Source organism: Helicobacter cetorum, assembly GCF_900198405.1.
GTDB lineage: Bacteria > Campylobacterota > Campylobacteria > Campylobacterales > Helicobacteraceae > Helicobacter > Helicobacter cetorum_C.
This window is the reverse complement of the sequence record NZ_FZMR01000015.1, coordinates 48,069-65,746: the sequence shown is the minus strand read 5'-3', so window position 1 is coordinate 65,746 and position 17,678 is coordinate 48,069. Positions and strand designations below refer to the sequence as shown.

The following is a 17,678-nucleotide window of genomic DNA, read 5'->3' as shown; positions in this document are numbered from 1 at the left end:
CGCAACAAGACCAATTGTGCTTATTAATCCTCCTGTTTGGTGTGTCCATATGCCAGTTGGTATTCCATTACCAATAGAGCGTAGCAACAAAGTATGCTAAGAAATGTAGCGATCCCAAAACCACCGAGCAAACGATGTATTGACCCTAAGAAAAAATGTGAATATTTTTTTAGAATTCTGTCGCAATAATTAAATATTATTTCATTTAAAAGAGATAGCAACAGCCAAAAATAAAATGCTATACACACCCAAGCAAGAGACATAATAATGCTAGGAGTGATTGCGATATTGAAGTAAGTGAGAAGTTTGATTGCAGGATGAACGAGTGAATATCGCATAAGAGCAGGGATTAGCTCTAAGCTATGCGGATAACATGCAGAAAAGGATTCATAACAATCGCTCATGTAATCAAAAAAAGGGTAATCATAGAGATAATAAAAACCCACCATATACATCAATGAAAATCCTATAAGAGATGCCATAAAAATTAAATGTAGCAATATGTTCCTTATAAAAACAATAATAAGAATAATTGCTACAACACAAACAATAATGACAATGGTTAGAGTATAGTCAGTATCATTGCTGTCGTAATTTTTATGATGCCACTTGTTGAACTGATAAGCTCCAATTCTAGGAATTTGTGGGTGCCTTTCAAACCATTTAAATCCATTTGATAGGGCTTCTGAAAGACTAGCAGTGATTTGTATGTGAGAGACGATAGAATCAAGAGACGGAATTGTTGTTGCATTTAAGGTTTTATTGTAACTAAAAAATCCAATCAGAAAAATAAAGCACAATCTAATTAAAACATTCATTTTTAACACTCTTTTGATGATTTTATAAAACTTTGAGTATAATAGGCTTAGGCTTAGGCTTAGGCTTAGGCTTAGGCTTAGGCTTAGGCTTAGGCTTAGGCTTAGCTTAAATAGACTTTAAAATTAAAGGCGTGTTGTTTTGCAAAAGATTGGGGAATTACAAGTTTAAACAATCTCGTAAAATATATAAGAATTTATAAGATAGGTTTTCAATTCATTTAATTAAAAAAATTTAAATCAGTAAGTCTTATACAAAAGGGCAGTCAAAAAAACTTTTAAGATATCATAAAAAGAGAGATTATGAGATATTTTGTGTGTGGGGGTTATTTGCTGAAAATTGTAGGTCTATCATAAGCATGTTTTGTAGTTTTTCTCTAAAATCTTGCATAATTTTTCTTCTAGCTCGTTGTTTAGCGCGATGTTTTTGAGGGTATTCTTCAATAGCTTTTTCACAGAGAGGGATTTCCCAATAAGTGAGGTTATCAAGTGTGATAAGCTTTGCCTCACAGCTTGCAAAAAATTTATCGTAGTCTTGGGAGTTATTATACCAATTATAGGCAACCTGTCCGCTGTTAGGGATGCCGAGTAACTTGGAACAGCCTAAAATTTTCCCTAACTCTTTAGCGAGCTTGACTAAAAATAGGTTGGGTCTTGTTTTGCAATATTTAGCAAAGAATTGGTAATGCTTTTCTTCTAAGTCTTTTGTGCCTTGAATGCTACTAACTAGTAAAAAATTTTTAGGAGTCATACAACAACTCATTTTATAGAGATATTGATTATGATTTCTATTGGTGTATCTAATAGTGATTCCCCAAAAGCCCTCATATGTTTCTGAGATATGTAGAAGTCCAAAATCAAAATAATAGGTGCCATTTTCTGTTTCTGTTGTATGGAAGACAACTCTTTTTGCATCCAATAAGGGAGTTATGTTGTAATTACTTGGAGTTCTTATATGTAAATCCTGCAAGAAACGCATGTCTGAGACCAAGCAAAGAAGGTTTTGCGAATCACTAAAACGAAAATCACAAAAATGTATTAAGCAAGCTCTCATATTTAGAATACGATTCTTATTTGGCAATAGTGATTCGAAGGTTTTTATCTTGACTCCTAAGAGACAACTGTTATCTTGATAAAATCTATTAGTAATCATGCTAATAATATTCGTAGAAATAATCAAGCTATCAGCCCCACTAGCTCTGCTATTGATGATTCTAAAGATATTCAACCAAAAAGCGTTTGGAAAACACCTTCTCAAAAGTCCAAGCATATAAAGCACAAAAATATTCACACATTTTTTATAAAAGACCAACATAAAACTTCCCTTTAAAACTCATGGCTTCACTTTATTATTGTGCCAAAAATATCTTGTAAACATACTTACTCTAACTATTTTTTATAACGCTTTTCTAGCGTATTTTGAATAGCAATAGAGGGGGTTAGATAATGATAACGCACTAAAATTTCTGTAATATCTTTAAAAATGGGAGTTGCAATTTTACTAGCATAGTATTCTTCTTTGCCGTGTGAACCTAAAATAACCACACCAATGGTAAAAACATGTCTTTCATCTTCTGCGAATCCAAAAAAAGAGCTATTATAAGACTCTTCGCTATAGCCTCCCCCTTTAGCCACTCTAGCAGTGCCTGTTTTTCCCCCTATGTATAACCCATCAAATTGAGCGCCTTTGCCGGTGCCATAACGCACTACTTTAAGCAGGGTTTCTTTCATTTTTTGAGCTGTCTTGTCGCTAATAGCTTGGATAGTAGGCTTTTGAGTGGGGATATAAATATCGCCATTAGGAGCGGTCTTTCTTTGCACTAAGTAGGGCGTAACTAATTTGCCTTCATTAGAGAATGCACCATAAGCCCTTAAAAGTTGCAAAAAAGTTGCGTTCAATCCATAACCATAAGAAACACTTCCCTTTAACACCTCACGCTTAAAAGCGTTTAAGGGAGGGATTTTTCCTTGACTTTCTAAAGATAAATCAATGCCTGTTTTTTGTGCAAATCCATAGTTTAAAAGCCCATTATAGAAATCTTCAGCACTCAGATTTTTGCTGATTTTTATCATGCCCACATTGCTAGACCTTATTAAAATATCTTCTATAATGGTTTTTTGACTAGGAATAAAATCATCTTTAATAGTGTATTTGCCGAGTTGATAAAAGCCATTGTTTAAATCAATACGCATTTTGGGTTTAATAAGATTTTTATCTAAGAGTAAGGAATATACAATGGGCTTGATGGTGCTACCGGGTTCAAAAACTTTTTCAACTACGCTTGGATTTAAGCTCTCATAATCGCTTGTTTTAATTGTATTTGGATCAAAGCGATTGCTTGTAGCTAAAGAGAGGATTTCCCCACTTTTAGGGTTGATAATGCCTACTAAAATTTCTTGGGCTTTATGTTTGGCTTTAGTTTTATCTAGTAGGGTCTCAATCTCTCGTTGGAGTTTTAGAGGAATACTCAAATACACTTCAAAGCCATCAAGGCGTTTTTTTTCTACATAAGAGCGGTTTTGAATAAAATTGAAACTCACATCTCTTTTGCCTATTTTGATTCCATTTTGTTGGGCATTGAGCGAATTGTTTTGAACTTTTTCAATCCCTTTTTTACCTGTCGTTAGAGTGAGTTTGTCTTCTTCTTTTTTCTGCACATAACCAACAATAGGTTCTAAACTGCTTTTATAAGGGTAGTGCCTAGAAACGCCGCTCACTTCAATATCTAAGCCTTGCTTTTGCCATATTTTATTGTTTTTATCTTTAAAATTTTGAAAGACTCCATACGCAAGAAATTTTTTATTCAAATCTTTAAGATTAGCAGCTGTATTTGGAGTGAGATTATAAGCTAGGGTGGTGTAGCCTTTGGTATTGAGTGCATCTTTTAAAGATTTTTTAGGGATATTGCTATAGATAGAGAGAAAATCAATAAAAAAATCTTTTTTATCGGGGTCTAAGAATCTTGTGTCAAAACCTAGCTTGAAGAGTTTTTGTGAGCTTGCTAGGCTATAGCCATCCTGACTATAAATAGTGCCTCTAATAGCAATATCTTGTTTTCTAATGGTTAGGGTAGGCATGTTGGGTCGTGGAAAAGTCGCTTGTATTAACGCTACTATTAAAAAGAGTAAAAAAAGGAATAAAAAAACAAGTGCGGCAAACGCACTTTTATTTTTTTGAGTGCTTAGAAAGGTTTGATAATCAAAAGGGTTTTGTGAATCTTGGTTTTCTTGTGAATGCACTTAAAGCCCCAACCTATTAAAAAACTTGTCAAAAACTAGCTGTTTAGTCTTGTAAAAAACTAGAGATGGAGTAATGGTAACTGCCTTCTTAATGGTAAGTTTGCAAGGATTTGAAACGCACCCCAATAGGGAGAAATAGGAAAGGGGCGTTGTTTTTTTAGAACAAAACACTTAAAAACTAGATTTGCGTTCTTAAGAGTTCTTTATAAGCACTAATAGCTTTATTGCGCACTTCAAGCATAAGTTTCATGCTTGTCTCAGCCCTACCAATAGCAATGGCTGCTTGGTGCAAATCCTTGATTTGTCCGGTCGCCATGTCTGCGATAGCTTTATCAGACTGCTCTTGCGTGCTGTTAAGCTCATTGATAGATTGCTTGAGAAGTCGTGAGAACTCTCCGCCTTTTTGCTCTTTGAAAGCGTTCCCTGTTTCTTCTTGTCTGGCTTTATTGTCTGTATTAAGCTCAGAGAAAGCGTTCAGTAAGCTCTTGTCATTATGTATGGCTTGCATAAAACCTCCTTAAGCTCTTTAATTTTTTAAAATTTCTATTTTGCAAAGCATTTTACCCATATTTTAGTTAATAATCATAATTTTAGCTCTTTTATTCTTCATAAGATAGCTTATGTTTGTATCATGCTAATAGCATTGTTTGCCATATTTTTAGTGCTTTGAAAAGCTGAAACATTGGCTTGATAGGCTCTAGTTGCCTCTACTAAATCTGCCATTTCAACGACTGCATTCACATTAGGATATGCTACATAACCTTGAGCATTGGCATCAGGGTGGCTTGGGTCATACTTCATCAATGGTTTGCTATCATCACGCACGATTTTATCCACAACTACACCGGTTATGGGGACTAGCGAGCTGTCATCGCCCTCATTTAAGGGGTCTTCATAAGGGATAACTTGATTGTTTTGGGTAAGTTTTTGATTTAAAATTTCATTGAAATCAAAAGCTTTGAATACTGCTTCTTGTCTTCTATAAGGACCTCCTTCGCTTGTGCGAGTGGTGTTAGCATTGGCGATGTTAGAAGAAATAAGATTAGCTCTTAAGCGTTGGGCAGACAAGCCATAACCACTAATGTCAAAAGAAGATAAAAACATGTTATTCCTTTAAATCATAAACTCTTGCTAGATTCAATAGCATAATTAACAACGCTACGATATTTTTTTAACGCCGTGCTTAGAGCCAAATACATGGTAGAGTTTTTACCCATTTCACTCGTTTCAATGTCTAAATCCACGCTGTTGCCATCATTTTTAGCTAAATGCCCATCTCTATAAAAGAGGCTCGCCCCTTGCGAACTGCTGTCTTTAAAGCTTAAATGTCTAGGGTTTGTATGGGCTAAAGAAAGGATTTGACTAGATTTGTTGTCAAAAATTTCAGCTTTTTTTTCAGCTAAGACGCTTTCAAAATCCAAATCTTTAGGTCTGTAAAAAGGTGTGTCCACATTAGCGATGTTAGAAGCAATCATATCTTGGCGCAAAGCCCGATAATCCATCGCTTTATAAGCAAGGGGAAACGCTTTAGAAAAATCCATATCAAAAACCTTTTAACAATTTAGCTCTTTATGCAACTATCAAGCTACGCTATGCAAAAATTGTTCCAATTCTAGCTATTTTTAATTCTTTAAGTATAGCCATAGAAGAGATTGCACAATTACTGCAAGTATCCTTTGAGAGACGCTAAAAAGCGAGCAAAATTTTAAACTATTATAGTGTAAAATATCTCTAAAAAGCCTTAAAAATTTGATTGATTATAATTTGAGTTAAAAATTTTTATTAAGAAGGGCATTCTACAGGCAAGGGATAAAGAAAATGACTGCAGATAGAAATCTGTTTTTTTGTGCCTCATTGTTAATTTTTTTTGGGGTATTGATGAGCTATTCTCTCTCTAGCTATACGAGCGTTGTGCTGTATCATTATGGAGAGTTTCATTTTTTTGAGCGTCAATTAATTAGTGCTATTTTGGGTATAGGGATTATGTGGGGTTTGTCAAAATTAGACCCTAAAAAGTGGTTTAGTCCTTTAGGTTTTTTACTCTTTTTTCTTCCCTTGTTATTGACTATTGGCATGGTCTTTTTGCCTGAAAGCCTTTCAAGTAGTGCAGGAGGAGCAAAGCGCTGGATTCGCTTAGGGTTTTTCTCTCTAGCGCCTTTGGAGTTTTTAAAAATTGGTTTTACTTTTTTTCTTGCATGGAGCTTGTCTCGCACCTTTGTTCTGCAAGACAAATCAAATGTAAAAGAAGAGATGATAACCCTTATCCCTTATTCGCTTGTCTTTTTGTTTTTGGCTTTTGTGATTGGAGTTATGCAAAATGATTTGGGGCAAATTGTTCTCTTGGGGGCTGTTTTTGCAGTTTTGTTGGTGTTTTCTGGGGGTAGCACTCAATTAGTAGGTATGATTGTCTCAGTGGCATTTGCAGTGGGTGTTTTAGCGATTGTTACAAGCGCTCATAGGATTTTGCGTTTGAAATTGTGGTGGTCTAATTTGCAAAATTCACTTTTTACACTCTTGCCTGATAAATTAGCAAACGCTCTTAAAGTGAGCGATTTACCCGAATCTTATCAAATCTTTCATGCAGGAAATGCCATTCATAATGGGGGGTTGCTTGGACAAGGGCTAGGACTAGGGCAAATTAAGCTAGGTTTTTTGAGTGAGGTGCATACGGATATGGTCTTAGCCGGAATTGCAGAAGAATTAGGGTTTTTGGGATTATTTTTTTGTGTAGCAGTATTTTTGGCAATCTTAATGATGATTGTTAAGATTGCTAATCGGTTAAAAGAGCCTAAATACGCTTTGTTTTGTATAGGAATGGCATTATTACTAGGATTTTCTTTGATTATCAATGCGTTTGGGGTGGGGGGGATTTTTCCGGTTAAAGGTTTGGCGGTGCCGTTTTTAAGCTATGGGGGTAGCTCTTTATTGGCTAATTGCATAGCGGTTGGATTGGTTTTGAGCCTTGCTAGATATGCAAAAGATGAGATTTCTTAGCAAGGCTTTTAAAGCTATTCCCAAAGAAATTTTTGAACTTCTTTTTCATCTAAGTCAAAAACGACTTTGTAATAGTCCTTAACAATTTCATTAATATCTACGCCCTTAAAGGCCTCTGGGTAGGCTTTTGTAGCGATAAACAAGCTGATTAAAGGCGCTCTAGGCCCACCAATATCCATTGTAGGGAGTTTATAAACTTGCTTGTTTTTAACCGCTTTAATAGTGCTAAATTGAGGGTTATTTAAAACATCTTCAGGTTTTAAAGCGCTTACCCACCAAATGAAAATAATCTCTGGGTTTTCTTTAACAATCTTTTCCATATTGATTTCAGCACGCCCAAATTTAACATATTTTAAGCCAAAATTATCTATGCCACCTTTTTCTAATATATCAGAGCTGATTGCATGATGACCGCTTACCATGTTAATTTTATGAAAAAATTCTATTCCTTTTTTTCTCTTAACATTTCTTAAACGCTCTTTGACAAAGTTTAGAGTTTCTTGCATTTTTGCAAACTTTTTAGACGCATCAATTTGCAAGATACTAGCTTGTGTTTTAATGTTATTTATCGCCTCTTCTATACTTTGCTCTTGAAAAGATAAAAAAGAGATATGAAATTTTTTAGCGTATTCAATAGCCTTAGGATTACCCACAAAAGTTACCACCACATCAGGGGCAAGTTTTTTCAGCTCTTCAGTATTGAGTGCTGAGAGATGGTCTCCACCAATAGATTGAATGCTATTGAGGTTTTTAGCGGTTACTTGATTAATATCAATTCTAAAGCCATAGCGAGAAAGACCCACGACCTTATCCCAAGTGCCAAGCATTGCTGGCACTTCAGCATAACTTCCTAGATAAATCATTTTGTGAATAGGGAGCTTAAAGGTTTGCTCTCCAAAGTAATCTTTGACTTTGATTTCTTGTGTGGAAGCATTAGAAATGCTAGGTAAGGATATAGAGGCTAAAAATGCACCTAACAAATAGGGGGCTAAAGTTTTTTTTAAACGAGTTGCAAACATGATGTTTCGCCTTTCTTTGAGATTAAGAATATGATTAAAGAGAGCATTATAACACTCTTAGAAAACTATTTGTTAATCAAAGATATTGTTTTAATCGTTATGAAAATATAGTAAAAATGAAACTATTTTTTATAAAATCTCAAAATATGAAAGAAAATATATTCTTATTAACTTTTTAAGAATATACTTCGCTATGTTTCCTTTTAAGTGGAAAACAATAATCAAAATTAAATCTGTTTGATTTAACGAAATTTTTAAAATATTTAAGGAGTTGTATTATGTTAGTTACAAAACTTGCCCCAGATTTTAAAGCCCCTGCGGTTTTAGGAAATAACCAAATTGATGAGCATTTTGAGCTTTCTAAGAATTTAGGTAAAAATGGTGCAGTGCTATTCTTTTGGCCAAAAGATTTTACTTTTGTATGCCCTTCAGAAATTATTGCGTTTGACCACAGAGTGAAAGACTTCCAAGAAAAAGGTTTTAATGTTATTGGTGTGTCTATTGATAGCGAGCAAGTGCATTTTGCTTGGAAGAATACCCCTGTAGAAAAAGGCGGTATCGGTCAAGTATCTTTCCCTATGGTAGCTGATATTACTAAGAGTATTTCTAGAGATTATGATGTATTGTTTAATGAGGCGATTGCTTTAAGAGGTTCTTTCTTAATTGATAAAAACATGAAAGTAAGACATGCAGTAATCAATGATTTACCACTAGGTAGAAATGTAGATGAAATGCTTCGCATGGTCGATGCGCTTTTATTCTTTGAAGAGTATGGTGAAGTTTGCCCAGCTGGTTGGAGAAAAGGTGATAAAGGTATGAAAGCGACTGCTGAGGGCGTTGCAGAGTATCTTAAAGACCACGCTGATAAGCTTTAATTGGTCGTTTGAACTAACGGATTTTAATTCTGGCAAGGGGAATTTTCCTTGCCAATTCTTTCTTTTTCATTTTTTATTTTTTTATCATTTTACATTTAGATGTTTAGCTTTGAGAGCGTTTTTAATTAGATTTAGAGGCATATTTTTTGAGAGCTGGCTTATAAAAAGCGGTTATTTTTTAAGATTAAAGGAGTTTTATGGGTATTTTAAAGCGTGTTTTTTGCGTGGTTATGGTGATTTTGGGTTGCTTGAATACTTTGCAAGCGCATAAACATAAGGAAAAAAAGGAAAAATATGAAATCACTCAGGAGATTAAAGTAGGGGCTACTCCTATTCCGCATGCTCAAATTTTACAATCTGTGGCAGAAGATTTAAAAGAGCAAGGCATTGCTTTAATCATTGTGCCTTTTACAGATTATGTTACGCCAAATTTAGCTTTAATAGATGGCTCATTAGATGCGAATTTTTTTCAGCACCGCCCTTATTTAGACCGATTTAATTTAGATAGGCATGCACACTTGATTGATGTAGCAAGCATTCATATAGAGCCTTTAAGATTTTATTCTAAAAAAATCACTAATATTAAAGATTTGAAGAAAGGCTCTATGATTGCAGTGCCAAATGACCCAAGCAATCAAGGCAGAGCATTAATTTTATTGCATAAGCAAGGGATTATCACGCTCAAAGACCCAAGCAATTTATATGCGAACGAGTTTGATATTATCAAAAATCCTTATAAGGTTAAAATCAAGCCCTTAGAATCTGCTATGTTAGCTAAAGTTTTAGATGACGTAGAGGGGGCTGTAGTTCCCGGAAATTACGCTTTGCAAGGCAAGCTTACTAACCCTTTATTTTCAGAAGGCAAGGATTCTCCTTATGCTAATATTTTAGTTACTCGTGAGGATAATGCTGAAAACGAGGGGATAAAAAAGCTTATCCAAGCCTTGCAGAGTGATAAGACCAAGCAATTTATTGCTGATACATACAAAGGGGCTATTATTCCTGCATTTTAATTTGATGTCTAATCTCTTCTTAATAAAGAGATTAGCACAAAACTCTTATATATTTAAATTGACAACTAAAAAGGCATTTCTTTAGCAAAAAAACTTTAATATTTTAGCTTTAGTTTTTAGTTTTTCAATGGAGGAGGGGTCTTTAAATCTTTTTGAGAAATATAGCCAAGCTCATAGAGCTTGTTGCTCATTTTAACTAATAAACCCCCAAGTTTTGAACCCCCTTCTCCATGCTCTACTAAGATTGTAATAGCATATTTAGGGTTTTCATAAGGCAAAAACGCTGTAATCCAAGCGTGCGAGCGGTGGAAATACTCCATATCCTTTTCTTTAATGCGTGTCATCATGCTTTGGGGGATTTCTATGACTTGTGCGGTGCCGGTTTTACAAGCGAGAGTTACTTTAGAGCCTTTTGTGGAATAATACGCTGTGCCGTCTTTATGGTTACACACTTCATACATGCCTACACGCAAAGCTTTGAGTTTCTTTTTTTGAAAATCGCTCAAAGGGTCTTTAAGCTCGCTTGTATTCATCATGGCAAAATGGGGCGTAGCAAGCTTTCCTGTAGCAATAAGTCCGGTATAAACAAGCACTTGTAAAGGCGTGGCTAAAAAAGAGCCTTGACCTATAGCGGTGATGAGCGTATCGCCCATTTTCCAATCTTGATTAAAACGCTTGAGTTTCCACAAACGATCAGGCACAATCCCTACAAATTCATTGGGCAAATCAACGCCTGTTTTTTCACCAAAGCCTACTTCTCTTAAAGTTTTGGCAAGCTTTTCTATAGAGATTTCAAGTCCAAATTTATAAAAATACACATCTACAGATTCTCTAATGGCTTTATATAGATTAGAGTTACCATGCCCTATTTTTTTCCAATCTCTAAATTTTCGCTTACCTACTTCAATATAAGGGGGTGTAGGAATAGTGGTGTCTTCAGTAATGTTTAGATTTTCTAAAAAGCTTAGTCCTACCCCCATTTTGACTACAGAGCCGGGTGGGTAGAGTGCATTAGAAAAGCGGTTTAATAGGGGGTTATAAATATCATCTTGGAGTTTTTGCCACTTGTCTTGGCTAATTCCTCCTACAAAATCATTTAAATTGTATTCAGGATAACTTCCAGCTACTAATAATTCCCCATTTTTAACATTCATCACTAAAAGCACCCCTCGCTTGTCTTTAAAAAGCTCATTAGCCTCTTCTTGCAAGCGTTTGTCTAGGCTTAATTGCAAGTGGTTGTTAGTGCTTGGAGGCACGGTTTCTAAAGTGGCTAGTTCTTGGTTTAGAGCGTTTACTCGCATGATTTTATAGCCTACTTTACCTTGCAAATGCTTGTTATATTCTTTTTCAATGCCGGTTTTTCCTACAATTTGGCTGTATTGGCTCTCTTCATCATCTTTTAAATCTTGCAGACTAGCTACGCCTACATAGCCTAAAACATGCGAGGCAAGCGAGGCGTTAGGATAAAAGCGTTTGTTTAAAGGATGCACAAAAATGCCATTATGTTGGATAAGCTTGGTATAGAGAGGTTGCATGGTTTTATAAGGAATAAAGCCAATTACCTTGATAAGATTATGGTTATAGAGTGAATTTTCTTTTTGATAATTGCTTAGAAGGGTTTCTTTTGAAAGATTAGGAAAATATTTTTGGATAATTTCAATTTTTTCTAATAACTCCTTTTTTTTAAGCATACTAGGCAAAAACACGCCAAAAACAAGCTCATTTACAGCTAAAAACTTGTGGTTTCTATCGGTGATATTGCCTCTTTTGGGAACTAAAAATTCTTTTTTAGTCATGTTGCGTTCGGCTAATTTTTCGTAGTATTCTTGGTTTTTTACGCTTAAGACAAAGAGATTTAGAGCAAGGATAGCCCAAATGCTAATAAAAAGAAAGAGCAAGAAGTTATAGCGCAAGTTTTTCATAAGAACTCCACAGAGCGCTTTCTATGAGCGCAAAAATAATAAAAGGATACAAATCATTCCAGCTTGGCATAGAAAAGAAAAAATGCGATAGATACAAAAAGTATATTAAAAAGACATGCAAGCATTTGAAAGAAAAGCCATTATTTAAAAAACGCAATGAATTTTTATAAATAAGCTGGTAGTAGAGTAAGAATAAAAGAGCTAAAACCCCTAAAACTTGCAAATGCATGCTCTCAAATAAAAACAAGCATATAAAGACAAAAATACAGAGTAAAAAATGCTCATGCACTCTAGCATACAATAAAAATAAAACCCCTAGCATAGGCGGTAAAATAGGGATTAAATCTCTAAAAAGACTATACGCATAAAATAATACGCACCATAACAATGGCGTATAAAGATAACTATGACTTAAAGAAGGACGCTGATACATAATCTAAACCGCTTGAATGGGATTGAGTAAATATTTTAAAAGGGTTTGGCGTACGATGTGAAGGCTAGGGAATTTGTGCGAAAGGGTGTTAAAATCGCTTGTATTGATTAAAAAGGGTTTAGAAGAATTAGTAAAAAGGCGGTGTTGCTCGTTTTTATTAAGCTTATCAAATTTAGTAAAAAGGGGCAGATAAACTTGGTCAGCTCTCAAAATTGCTTGAAGATTTTCTTTAGCGCTATTGTCAATTTCTAAGTTTAAATGGCGTGCATCAATTAAATGCACAAAAAGTTTGATAGAAACTCTTGCGCTTAATAGCTCCCATAAGAACCCCTCCCATTCTTTTTTCAAGCTCTTAGAGACTTTTGCATAGCCAAAGCCGGGTAAATCAAGGATATTAAAAGTTGTTATTAAAGCATTTTCTTTATCTTCCCAAGTAGTGGAGAAAAAATTTGCTAAACGGGTTTTGCCCGGTGTGGCTGAACTTTTAGCGAGATTTTTTCCTAATAGAGTGTTGATAAAAGTGCTTTTTCCTACATTGCTACGCCCTAGAAAAACCATTTCAGACACCGCACTTGCAGGGCATTGAGAGAGTTTTGCTGCAGAGGTTATAAAATGAGCGTCCTTAATAAGTATCATAGGTTTTCCTTATTGGCAGGTTTTTGATTAGTAGGTGTTTGGGCTTGTTTAGATTTTTTAGCGTTTTGCTTTAATTTAGCTTTGCGATTTTCTTCATTAATATCTTCAATGTCAAAGATAAATTTAGCGGGGTGGTTTTCACTACCTACTACATCAGCATAGCCTTTGGTTTTATTTAGAATAATTTCATCGCCTATTATGGTGTTTGCCTTGCCTATTTCTTTAACAACAGCATTTTTTATCAGTCTGTATTCTCCATTCAAAGCGTTATAGATAAGTTTATCAGCACTGCCTTGAATCTCACGATTGTCCTCAGTAAAAATAGTGAAACGCACATCTCCAACAGCCTCATAACGCTTAGGACGGCGTTTTTCATTCAAAAAAACGCTGACTTTATCAGCAAATAGCCTATCTTTTCCTTTTTTGATTTGCACATTGCCTTGAATGATAGCCATCTTAGTCTTATCTTCAGCGACAAATTTATTTCCGGTAATTTCTAAACGCTCTTTGGTTGCTACAAGCCCCTTTTTTTGTGTCTCTAATGAAAGGGCAATATCTAAAAAAATCAATAAGACACAAAAAAAGAGGGCAAAACGCATGTTAAAACTTTCCTTGAATGGTAGGAAATTTTTTATTTTCATTTTGACTTTTTTTAATCTCATCTAAAAGCAAATCAGCTTGCACGCTTTGGGCTTGAATGCGTTGTAAAACATGTGAATAATAAATGTCAAGTCCATTAATTTCGCCCTCATTTGAGATGAGTTTAAATTTGCCTTTACCTTTAAAGCTTTGTTCTTTATGGTCATACACGCCCGTTTCACTCCAAAAGCTAGAATTATCATTTCTGGTGTAAGTTACCCCTTGAGGAAAAAAATACAAATCTTGCTGGCGTTTAGCCTTAGGAGATTGCACGCTTTCTATGCTCGCTAGAAGATTCTGCTTAGCGTGATTTTTAGAGGTTTTGGTTGGTAGTTTTTGGGTTTCATCTAGTTCATAGCGACTGATTTTAGAATCAAAAAAAATTTCATAATCATCATATTGCAAAGCTTTTTTACCTTGGATAGATAAATCAATGACTTCTTCACTCATTTGAAACGCTTTAAAACCCTCTAGTTCAATTTTAGGAACATTTTCTTTAGAAACAATGCTAGTGGGTTGGGAGCGCAAAAAGAAAAAAATTAAACCTATAGTAATCACAGATAAAACAATGAAGAAATTCAAAACGCTATTAGAGGTAAAGCTTAAGCGCCTCATCTTCTAAGCCCTCTAGTTTTAAAAGATAATCAATCGCCTCTCTAACTGCCCCTTTACCCCCTAAGTTTTGCAACACTTTATGAGCCTTGCTTTTAATGATAGGATGCGCATCAAAAGGAGCAAAATTTAAAGTGCATGCTTTAAACATGCCTAAATCATTATAGTCATCGCCTACACATGCGATTTCTTTTGCGCTTAATTTTAAGTCTTTTTTAAGTTGTTCTACAACAATGTTTTTGTCTTTGACCCCCATAAAAACATGCTGAATGCCTAAACTCTCTGCGCGTTTTTTTACAATAACTGAAGTTCTTCCGGTGATAATAGCGATTTCTTTACCTAATTTTTGCCACAGCACCATGCCAAGCCCATCTTTAACATTAAAGGTTTTAATTTCTTGCATTTCTTCATTAAAATACAATGTGCCATCAGTGAGTGTGCCATCTACATCTAAAAGCAATAACTTAATCATTCTCTAATTAAAATCGCATTTTTGTTATGAGAAGAGGCAAAGTCTCTTGCCTCTTCTTCACTCTGAAAGCCTTGTATTAGCACTTTATAAAAGTCATTGATATGAGTGATTTTAGTAGAATAAGCTTTGTGTTTAGCTTGCAATTTTTCTGCTAATTCTAAAGCCCCCTCTTTACGCTTGAAAGCCCCCATTTGTAAAGAAAATTTTCCACCGCTCACACTCTTTTGACTTTCGCCTACTTTAAACTCTTTTTTGAGAGTTTTTGAAGGGTTAGTATTAAAGCTCTGTTCATATTGTTTAGAAATCACGCCTCCAAAACCTAAAATGATTAAGCGCACATTTGCTGTGCCTTTTTTAACCATATCAATATCTCTAGCAGCCGCATTAGACAAATCAATAATGCGGTTATTCACAAAAGGCCCTCTATCATTAATGCGCACTATAGTGCTGAGATTATTTTCTTTATTAATTACTTTTACAATGGTATTCATAGGCAAGGTTTTATGCGCTGCAGTGTGGGCATACATGTTATAAATTTCGCCATTGCTCGTTTTTTTGGCATGGAAGTTTGGACCATACCAGCTTGCTATACCATCAAAGCTTTCGCCCAAATCCACTTTAGTAGGATAATACCACTTACCCCCCACTTGATAAGGACGCATGGTGGCTCTTTGAATAGCGTTAGAATCACGCATGCCACTATTGATATTATTTTCATTACTAGCAGTGTGAGTTTGCTTAGGAGTTTCTTGGTGTTTGAAATGACGCTCAAAAAAATTACGCTTATAGGTTGCTGTTTTAGTGGTAGGGTCATAATCTCTAGCATTTTCATAAGCACGCAAGCTTTCATGTTTGTAGAACAAGTTTTTTTTAATCACATCTTCTTTTTTAGTGGCACAAGCACCAATGAGAAATGCTAAACCTATGAAGTAGAATTTATGCAATCTAATCATGGAGTAGCCTCATTACTAGCGAATTTTTTATCAATAGGGATTAAAAGGTGTTGGTGGATAGTGATGCGAGAGTTTTTGAGATTGTTTGCTAACAGAATGCTTGAGATACTAACTTTATAGCGTTTTGCGATGGAAAATAAGGTCTCTTTAGGCAACACCACATGAGTGAGAAAGAGATTCTTAGAATGTCCAAACCCCTTATTAACATGTTTTTGAATGATAGGGGTTTTAGTAGGGTTTTGGCGTAGTTGGCGTTGCTTAAAAAGCGCGAGTTTTTCATAAGGAATATAGACCGTGTAAGTAGGGGCTTTTGAAGGGAGAATATTATAGCGGAATTGGTGGTTATAGGATTTGAGAGTGTTTAGACTTAAGCTTAAGTTTTTTGCAACTTGTGCTAATGGGGTGCGTCTTTTGAGTTGCACTCTCACTAAACTCACTCTTGCCCCACGATTAAGCAAATATTCTTTATTTTTGAGATTGTCTAAGCTGTTGAATTTTAAGGCTAGGCTTAGAATGGAGCGGATATAGTCTCGTGTCTCTTTAGGAAGATATTTTTTGTCTTCATCTAGCAAAACCTTGATGTCTGAACTTCCGGACTTTCTAATAGCATTTTGCACATTGCGTAGGCCATAGTTATACGCCATAGCGACTAAATACCACTGATTGGTTTGTTTATAGAGTTTTTTCAGATAGATAATAGCAGCTTGAGTGCTTTTAATAGGGTCTCTTCTTTCATCAATGTAGTGGTTAACTTTAAGATGTAACTCCCTAGCAGTTTCTGGCATAAACTGCCAAATTCCTACCGCCTTTTTTTTGCTATAAGCCCTTGTTGAAAACCTAGACTCTGCCATAGCTAGAAATAAAAATTCTTGCGGCACATTAGCTTCTCTTAGCATGCTTTTAATGATAGGAATAAACTGATAGTTAGAATCAAATCTTTTGACTAACTTTTGCCACTCTTCTTCTTCATTCACATTTTTTAGAGCGGTCGGCATTTGAGCTAAAAAGCTTGCATTCACGCCAAAAGCCTCTAGAACTTTCGTGTCTATGGGAGATTCAAACGCTAGTTTAGCATGGGCTATAGGCATAAGAGCAAGCGAACTAACAACAAGGGAAAAAAACCATTTTTTACTAAAATACTTCATTGTGTCTATTATTTAAAATCCTACATAAATCCAAAAACGCTAATGAGCTTTTATTGCCAAGTGCTTAGTGCAAGGGCTTTTTAATAGCGTGCATTATATCTAAACTTTGACAAGCTTTAATAAATGACTAGGCTTTTAAGAGAAATTAAAGAGCCTTTGAGCGTTAGTTGTTGTCAATTTAGCAAGCTCATCTAAGCTAACATCTAATATTTCGGCAATTTTTTGAGCGATTAAAGGAATATAGGTAGGACTATTTCTTGTGCCTCTAAAAGGGTGGGGGGTTAAATAAGGTGAATCAGTCTCTAAAACAAGCCTATTTTTAGGGATTTTAGGCAAGATTTCTACAAGTTTTTTAGCATTTTTAAAAGTGCTAACCCCACCTATTCCATAATAAAAACGCTCGCTTAATTCTAAGAGCATATCATCAGTATTAAAGCAATGCAACACCCCAAAAGCCTTAGGATAACTTTTTAAAATATTTAAACTATCAAAACTTGCTTCTCTAATATGAATAATCAAAGGTTTATTATGTTTAATAGAAAATTCAATTTGCTTACTAAAGATTTCTTGTTGCTTATTTTTGTAGCTCTCTCTTTCATTTAACTCAGGCAAGCGGTAGTAATCTAGCCCGCACTCGCCTATTGCAACACATTTTTTGTGTGTAACAAATTTTTGAAATAATGATAAATCAAAACTATCTACATCATAAGGATGAACGCCGATTGCAAAAAACACGCTTTCATATTTTTCGCTAATTTCTATCGCCCTTTTTAAATCTTTCATATCCGCACCGGGGATAACACACTTAAAAACACCTTTTTTTAAGCTCTCTTTTAGCACTTCTTCTAAATCGTTTTCATAATCTTTATGGTCTAAATGACAATGCGTATCTATAAACATTCCTATCCTA

At 35.0% G+C, this 17,678-nt stretch carries 20 protein-coding genes; 4 read left to right on the top strand and 16 right to left on the bottom strand.

The window, feature by feature from the left end; all coding sequences use genetic code 11:
* Positions 1 to 23: 23 nt before the first annotated feature.
* Together C6H25_RS04930 and C6H25_RS04925 are read right to left on the bottom strand one after the other, a co-directional pair.
* Positions 24 to 818, bottom strand: a complete 795-nt coding sequence (locus tag C6H25_RS04930) for a hypothetical protein (RefSeq protein WP_199768941.1) — start codon at positions 816 to 818, stop codon at positions 24 to 26.
* A gap of 298 nt (positions 819 to 1,116) precedes the next feature.
* Entirely contained in the window at positions 1,117 to 1,869 is a 753-nt protein-coding gene (locus C6H25_RS04925; RefSeq protein ID WP_158653877.1) for a DUF535 family protein, read from the bottom strand.
* A gap of 75 nt (positions 1,870 to 1,944) precedes the next feature.
* Between C6H25_RS04925 and C6H25_RS08590 the strand changes: the two genes are divergently transcribed.
* Positions 1,945 to 2,145, top strand: coding sequence for a hypothetical protein (locus C6H25_RS08590; RefSeq protein WP_158653876.1), 201 nt, complete (start codon positions 1,945 to 1,947; stop codon positions 2,143 to 2,145).
* Between the two features lie 59 nt (positions 2,146 to 2,204).
* On the opposite strand, the gene C6H25_RS04920 is transcribed toward C6H25_RS08590, so the two are convergent.
* The 4 genes from C6H25_RS04920 to flgB all read right to left on the bottom strand — a co-directional run bounded on the left by C6H25_RS04920 (position 2,205) and on the right by flgB (position 5,596).
* A complete protein-coding gene (locus C6H25_RS04920; protein ID WP_104748347.1) occupies positions 2,205 to 4,055 on the bottom strand; it encodes a peptidoglycan D,D-transpeptidase FtsI family protein in 1,851 nt (616 codons plus the stop codon).
* A 178-nt stretch (positions 4,056 to 4,233) separates the two neighbouring features.
* Positions 4,234 to 4,563 (bottom strand): flagellar hook-basal body complex protein FliE, encoded by a 330-nt coding sequence (gene fliE / locus C6H25_RS04915; protein ID WP_104748346.1) that lies wholly within the window; start codon positions 4,561 to 4,563, stop codon positions 4,234 to 4,236.
* A gap of 110 nt (positions 4,564 to 4,673) precedes the next feature.
* Positions 4,674 to 5,159, bottom strand: a complete 486-nt coding sequence (gene flgC / locus C6H25_RS04910) for a flagellar basal body rod protein FlgC (protein WP_104748345.1) — start codon at positions 5,157 to 5,159, stop codon at positions 4,674 to 4,676.
* Positions 5,160 to 5,173: 14 nt separating this feature from the next.
* A complete protein-coding gene (gene flgB, locus C6H25_RS04905) occupies positions 5,174 to 5,596 on the bottom strand; it encodes a flagellar basal body rod protein FlgB (RefSeq protein WP_104748344.1) in 423 nt (140 codons plus the stop codon).
* Positions 5,597 to 5,873: 277 nt separating this feature from the next.
* Between flgB and C6H25_RS04900 the strand changes: the two genes are divergently transcribed.
* Positions 5,874 to 7,049, top strand: coding sequence for an FtsW/RodA/SpoVE family cell cycle protein (locus tag C6H25_RS04900; RefSeq protein ID WP_104748343.1), 1,176 nt, complete (start codon positions 5,874 to 5,876; stop codon positions 7,047 to 7,049).
* Between the two features lie 14 nt (positions 7,050 to 7,063).
* On the opposite strand, the gene C6H25_RS04895 is transcribed toward C6H25_RS04900, so the two are convergent.
* Positions 7,064 to 8,068 carry an ABC transporter substrate-binding protein gene (locus tag C6H25_RS04895; protein WP_104748342.1) on the bottom strand — a complete coding sequence of 335 codons (1,005 nt, stop codon included), beginning with the start codon at positions 8,066 to 8,068 and terminating at the stop codon, positions 7,064 to 7,066.
* A 278-nt stretch (positions 8,069 to 8,346) separates the two neighbouring features.
* Between C6H25_RS04895 and C6H25_RS04890 the strand changes: the two genes are divergently transcribed.
* Positions 8,347 to 8,943: a peroxiredoxin gene (locus tag C6H25_RS04890; protein ID WP_104748341.1), complete on the top strand. Its 597-nt coding sequence runs from the start codon at positions 8,347 to 8,349 to the stop codon at positions 8,941 to 8,943.
* A gap of 197 nt (positions 8,944 to 9,140) precedes the next feature.
* Positions 9,141 to 9,956, top strand: coding sequence for a MetQ/NlpA family ABC transporter substrate-binding protein (locus C6H25_RS04885; protein WP_104748340.1), 816 nt, complete (start codon positions 9,141 to 9,143; stop codon positions 9,954 to 9,956).
* Between the two features lie 116 nt (positions 9,957 to 10,072).
* Here C6H25_RS04885 and mrdA read toward each other — a convergent pair whose 3' ends face one another.
* From mrdA to C6H25_RS04840, 9 genes are all read right to left on the bottom strand, one after another.
* Entirely contained in the window at positions 10,073 to 11,878 is a 1,806-nt protein-coding gene (gene mrdA, locus C6H25_RS04880; protein WP_104748339.1) for a penicillin-binding protein 2, read from the bottom strand.
* Positions 11,859 to 12,200, bottom strand: coding sequence for a hypothetical protein (locus tag C6H25_RS04875; protein WP_233707334.1), 342 nt, complete (start codon positions 12,198 to 12,200; stop codon positions 11,859 to 11,861). Before C6H25_RS04875 ends, mrdA begins: the two co-directional genes overlap by 20 nt.
* Positions 12,201 to 12,314: 114 nt before the next feature.
* Positions 12,315 to 12,947 (bottom strand): ribosome biogenesis GTP-binding protein YihA/YsxC, encoded by a 633-nt coding sequence (yihA, locus tag C6H25_RS04870; protein ID WP_104748337.1) that lies wholly within the window; start codon positions 12,945 to 12,947, stop codon positions 12,315 to 12,317.
* The gene (gene lptA, locus C6H25_RS04865) at positions 12,944 to 13,546 is read right to left on the bottom strand and encodes a lipopolysaccharide transport periplasmic protein LptA (protein WP_104748336.1); all 603 of its coding nucleotides are present in this window, start codon (positions 13,544 to 13,546) and stop codon (positions 12,944 to 12,946) included. Before lptA ends, yihA begins: the two co-directional genes overlap by 4 nt.
* A gap of 1 nt (position 13,547) precedes the next feature.
* On the bottom strand, positions 13,548 to 14,201 hold the full coding sequence (locus C6H25_RS04860; protein ID WP_104748335.1) for a hypothetical protein: 654 nt from the start codon (positions 14,199 to 14,201) through the stop codon (positions 13,548 to 13,550).
* Entirely contained in the window at positions 14,176 to 14,670 is a 495-nt protein-coding gene (locus tag C6H25_RS04855) for a KdsC family phosphatase (RefSeq protein WP_104748334.1), read from the bottom strand. Before C6H25_RS04855 ends, C6H25_RS04860 begins: the two co-directional genes overlap by 26 nt.
* Positions 14,667 to 15,623, bottom strand: a complete 957-nt coding sequence (locus C6H25_RS04850; RefSeq protein ID WP_104748333.1) for a septal ring lytic transglycosylase RlpA family protein — start codon at positions 15,621 to 15,623, stop codon at positions 14,667 to 14,669. The genes C6H25_RS04855 and C6H25_RS04850 overlap by 4 nt, the downstream gene beginning before the upstream one ends.
* Complete coding sequence (locus tag C6H25_RS04845; RefSeq protein ID WP_104748332.1) at positions 15,620 to 16,768, bottom strand: lytic transglycosylase domain-containing protein; 1,149 nt, start codon at positions 16,766 to 16,768, stop codon at positions 15,620 to 15,622. Before C6H25_RS04845 ends, C6H25_RS04850 begins: the two co-directional genes overlap by 4 nt.
* Before the next feature lie 135 nt (positions 16,769 to 16,903).
* Positions 16,904 to 17,668, bottom strand: coding sequence for a TatD family hydrolase (locus tag C6H25_RS04840; protein ID WP_104748331.1), 765 nt, complete (start codon positions 17,666 to 17,668; stop codon positions 16,904 to 16,906).
* Between the last annotated feature and the right edge of the window lie 10 nt (positions 17,669 to 17,678).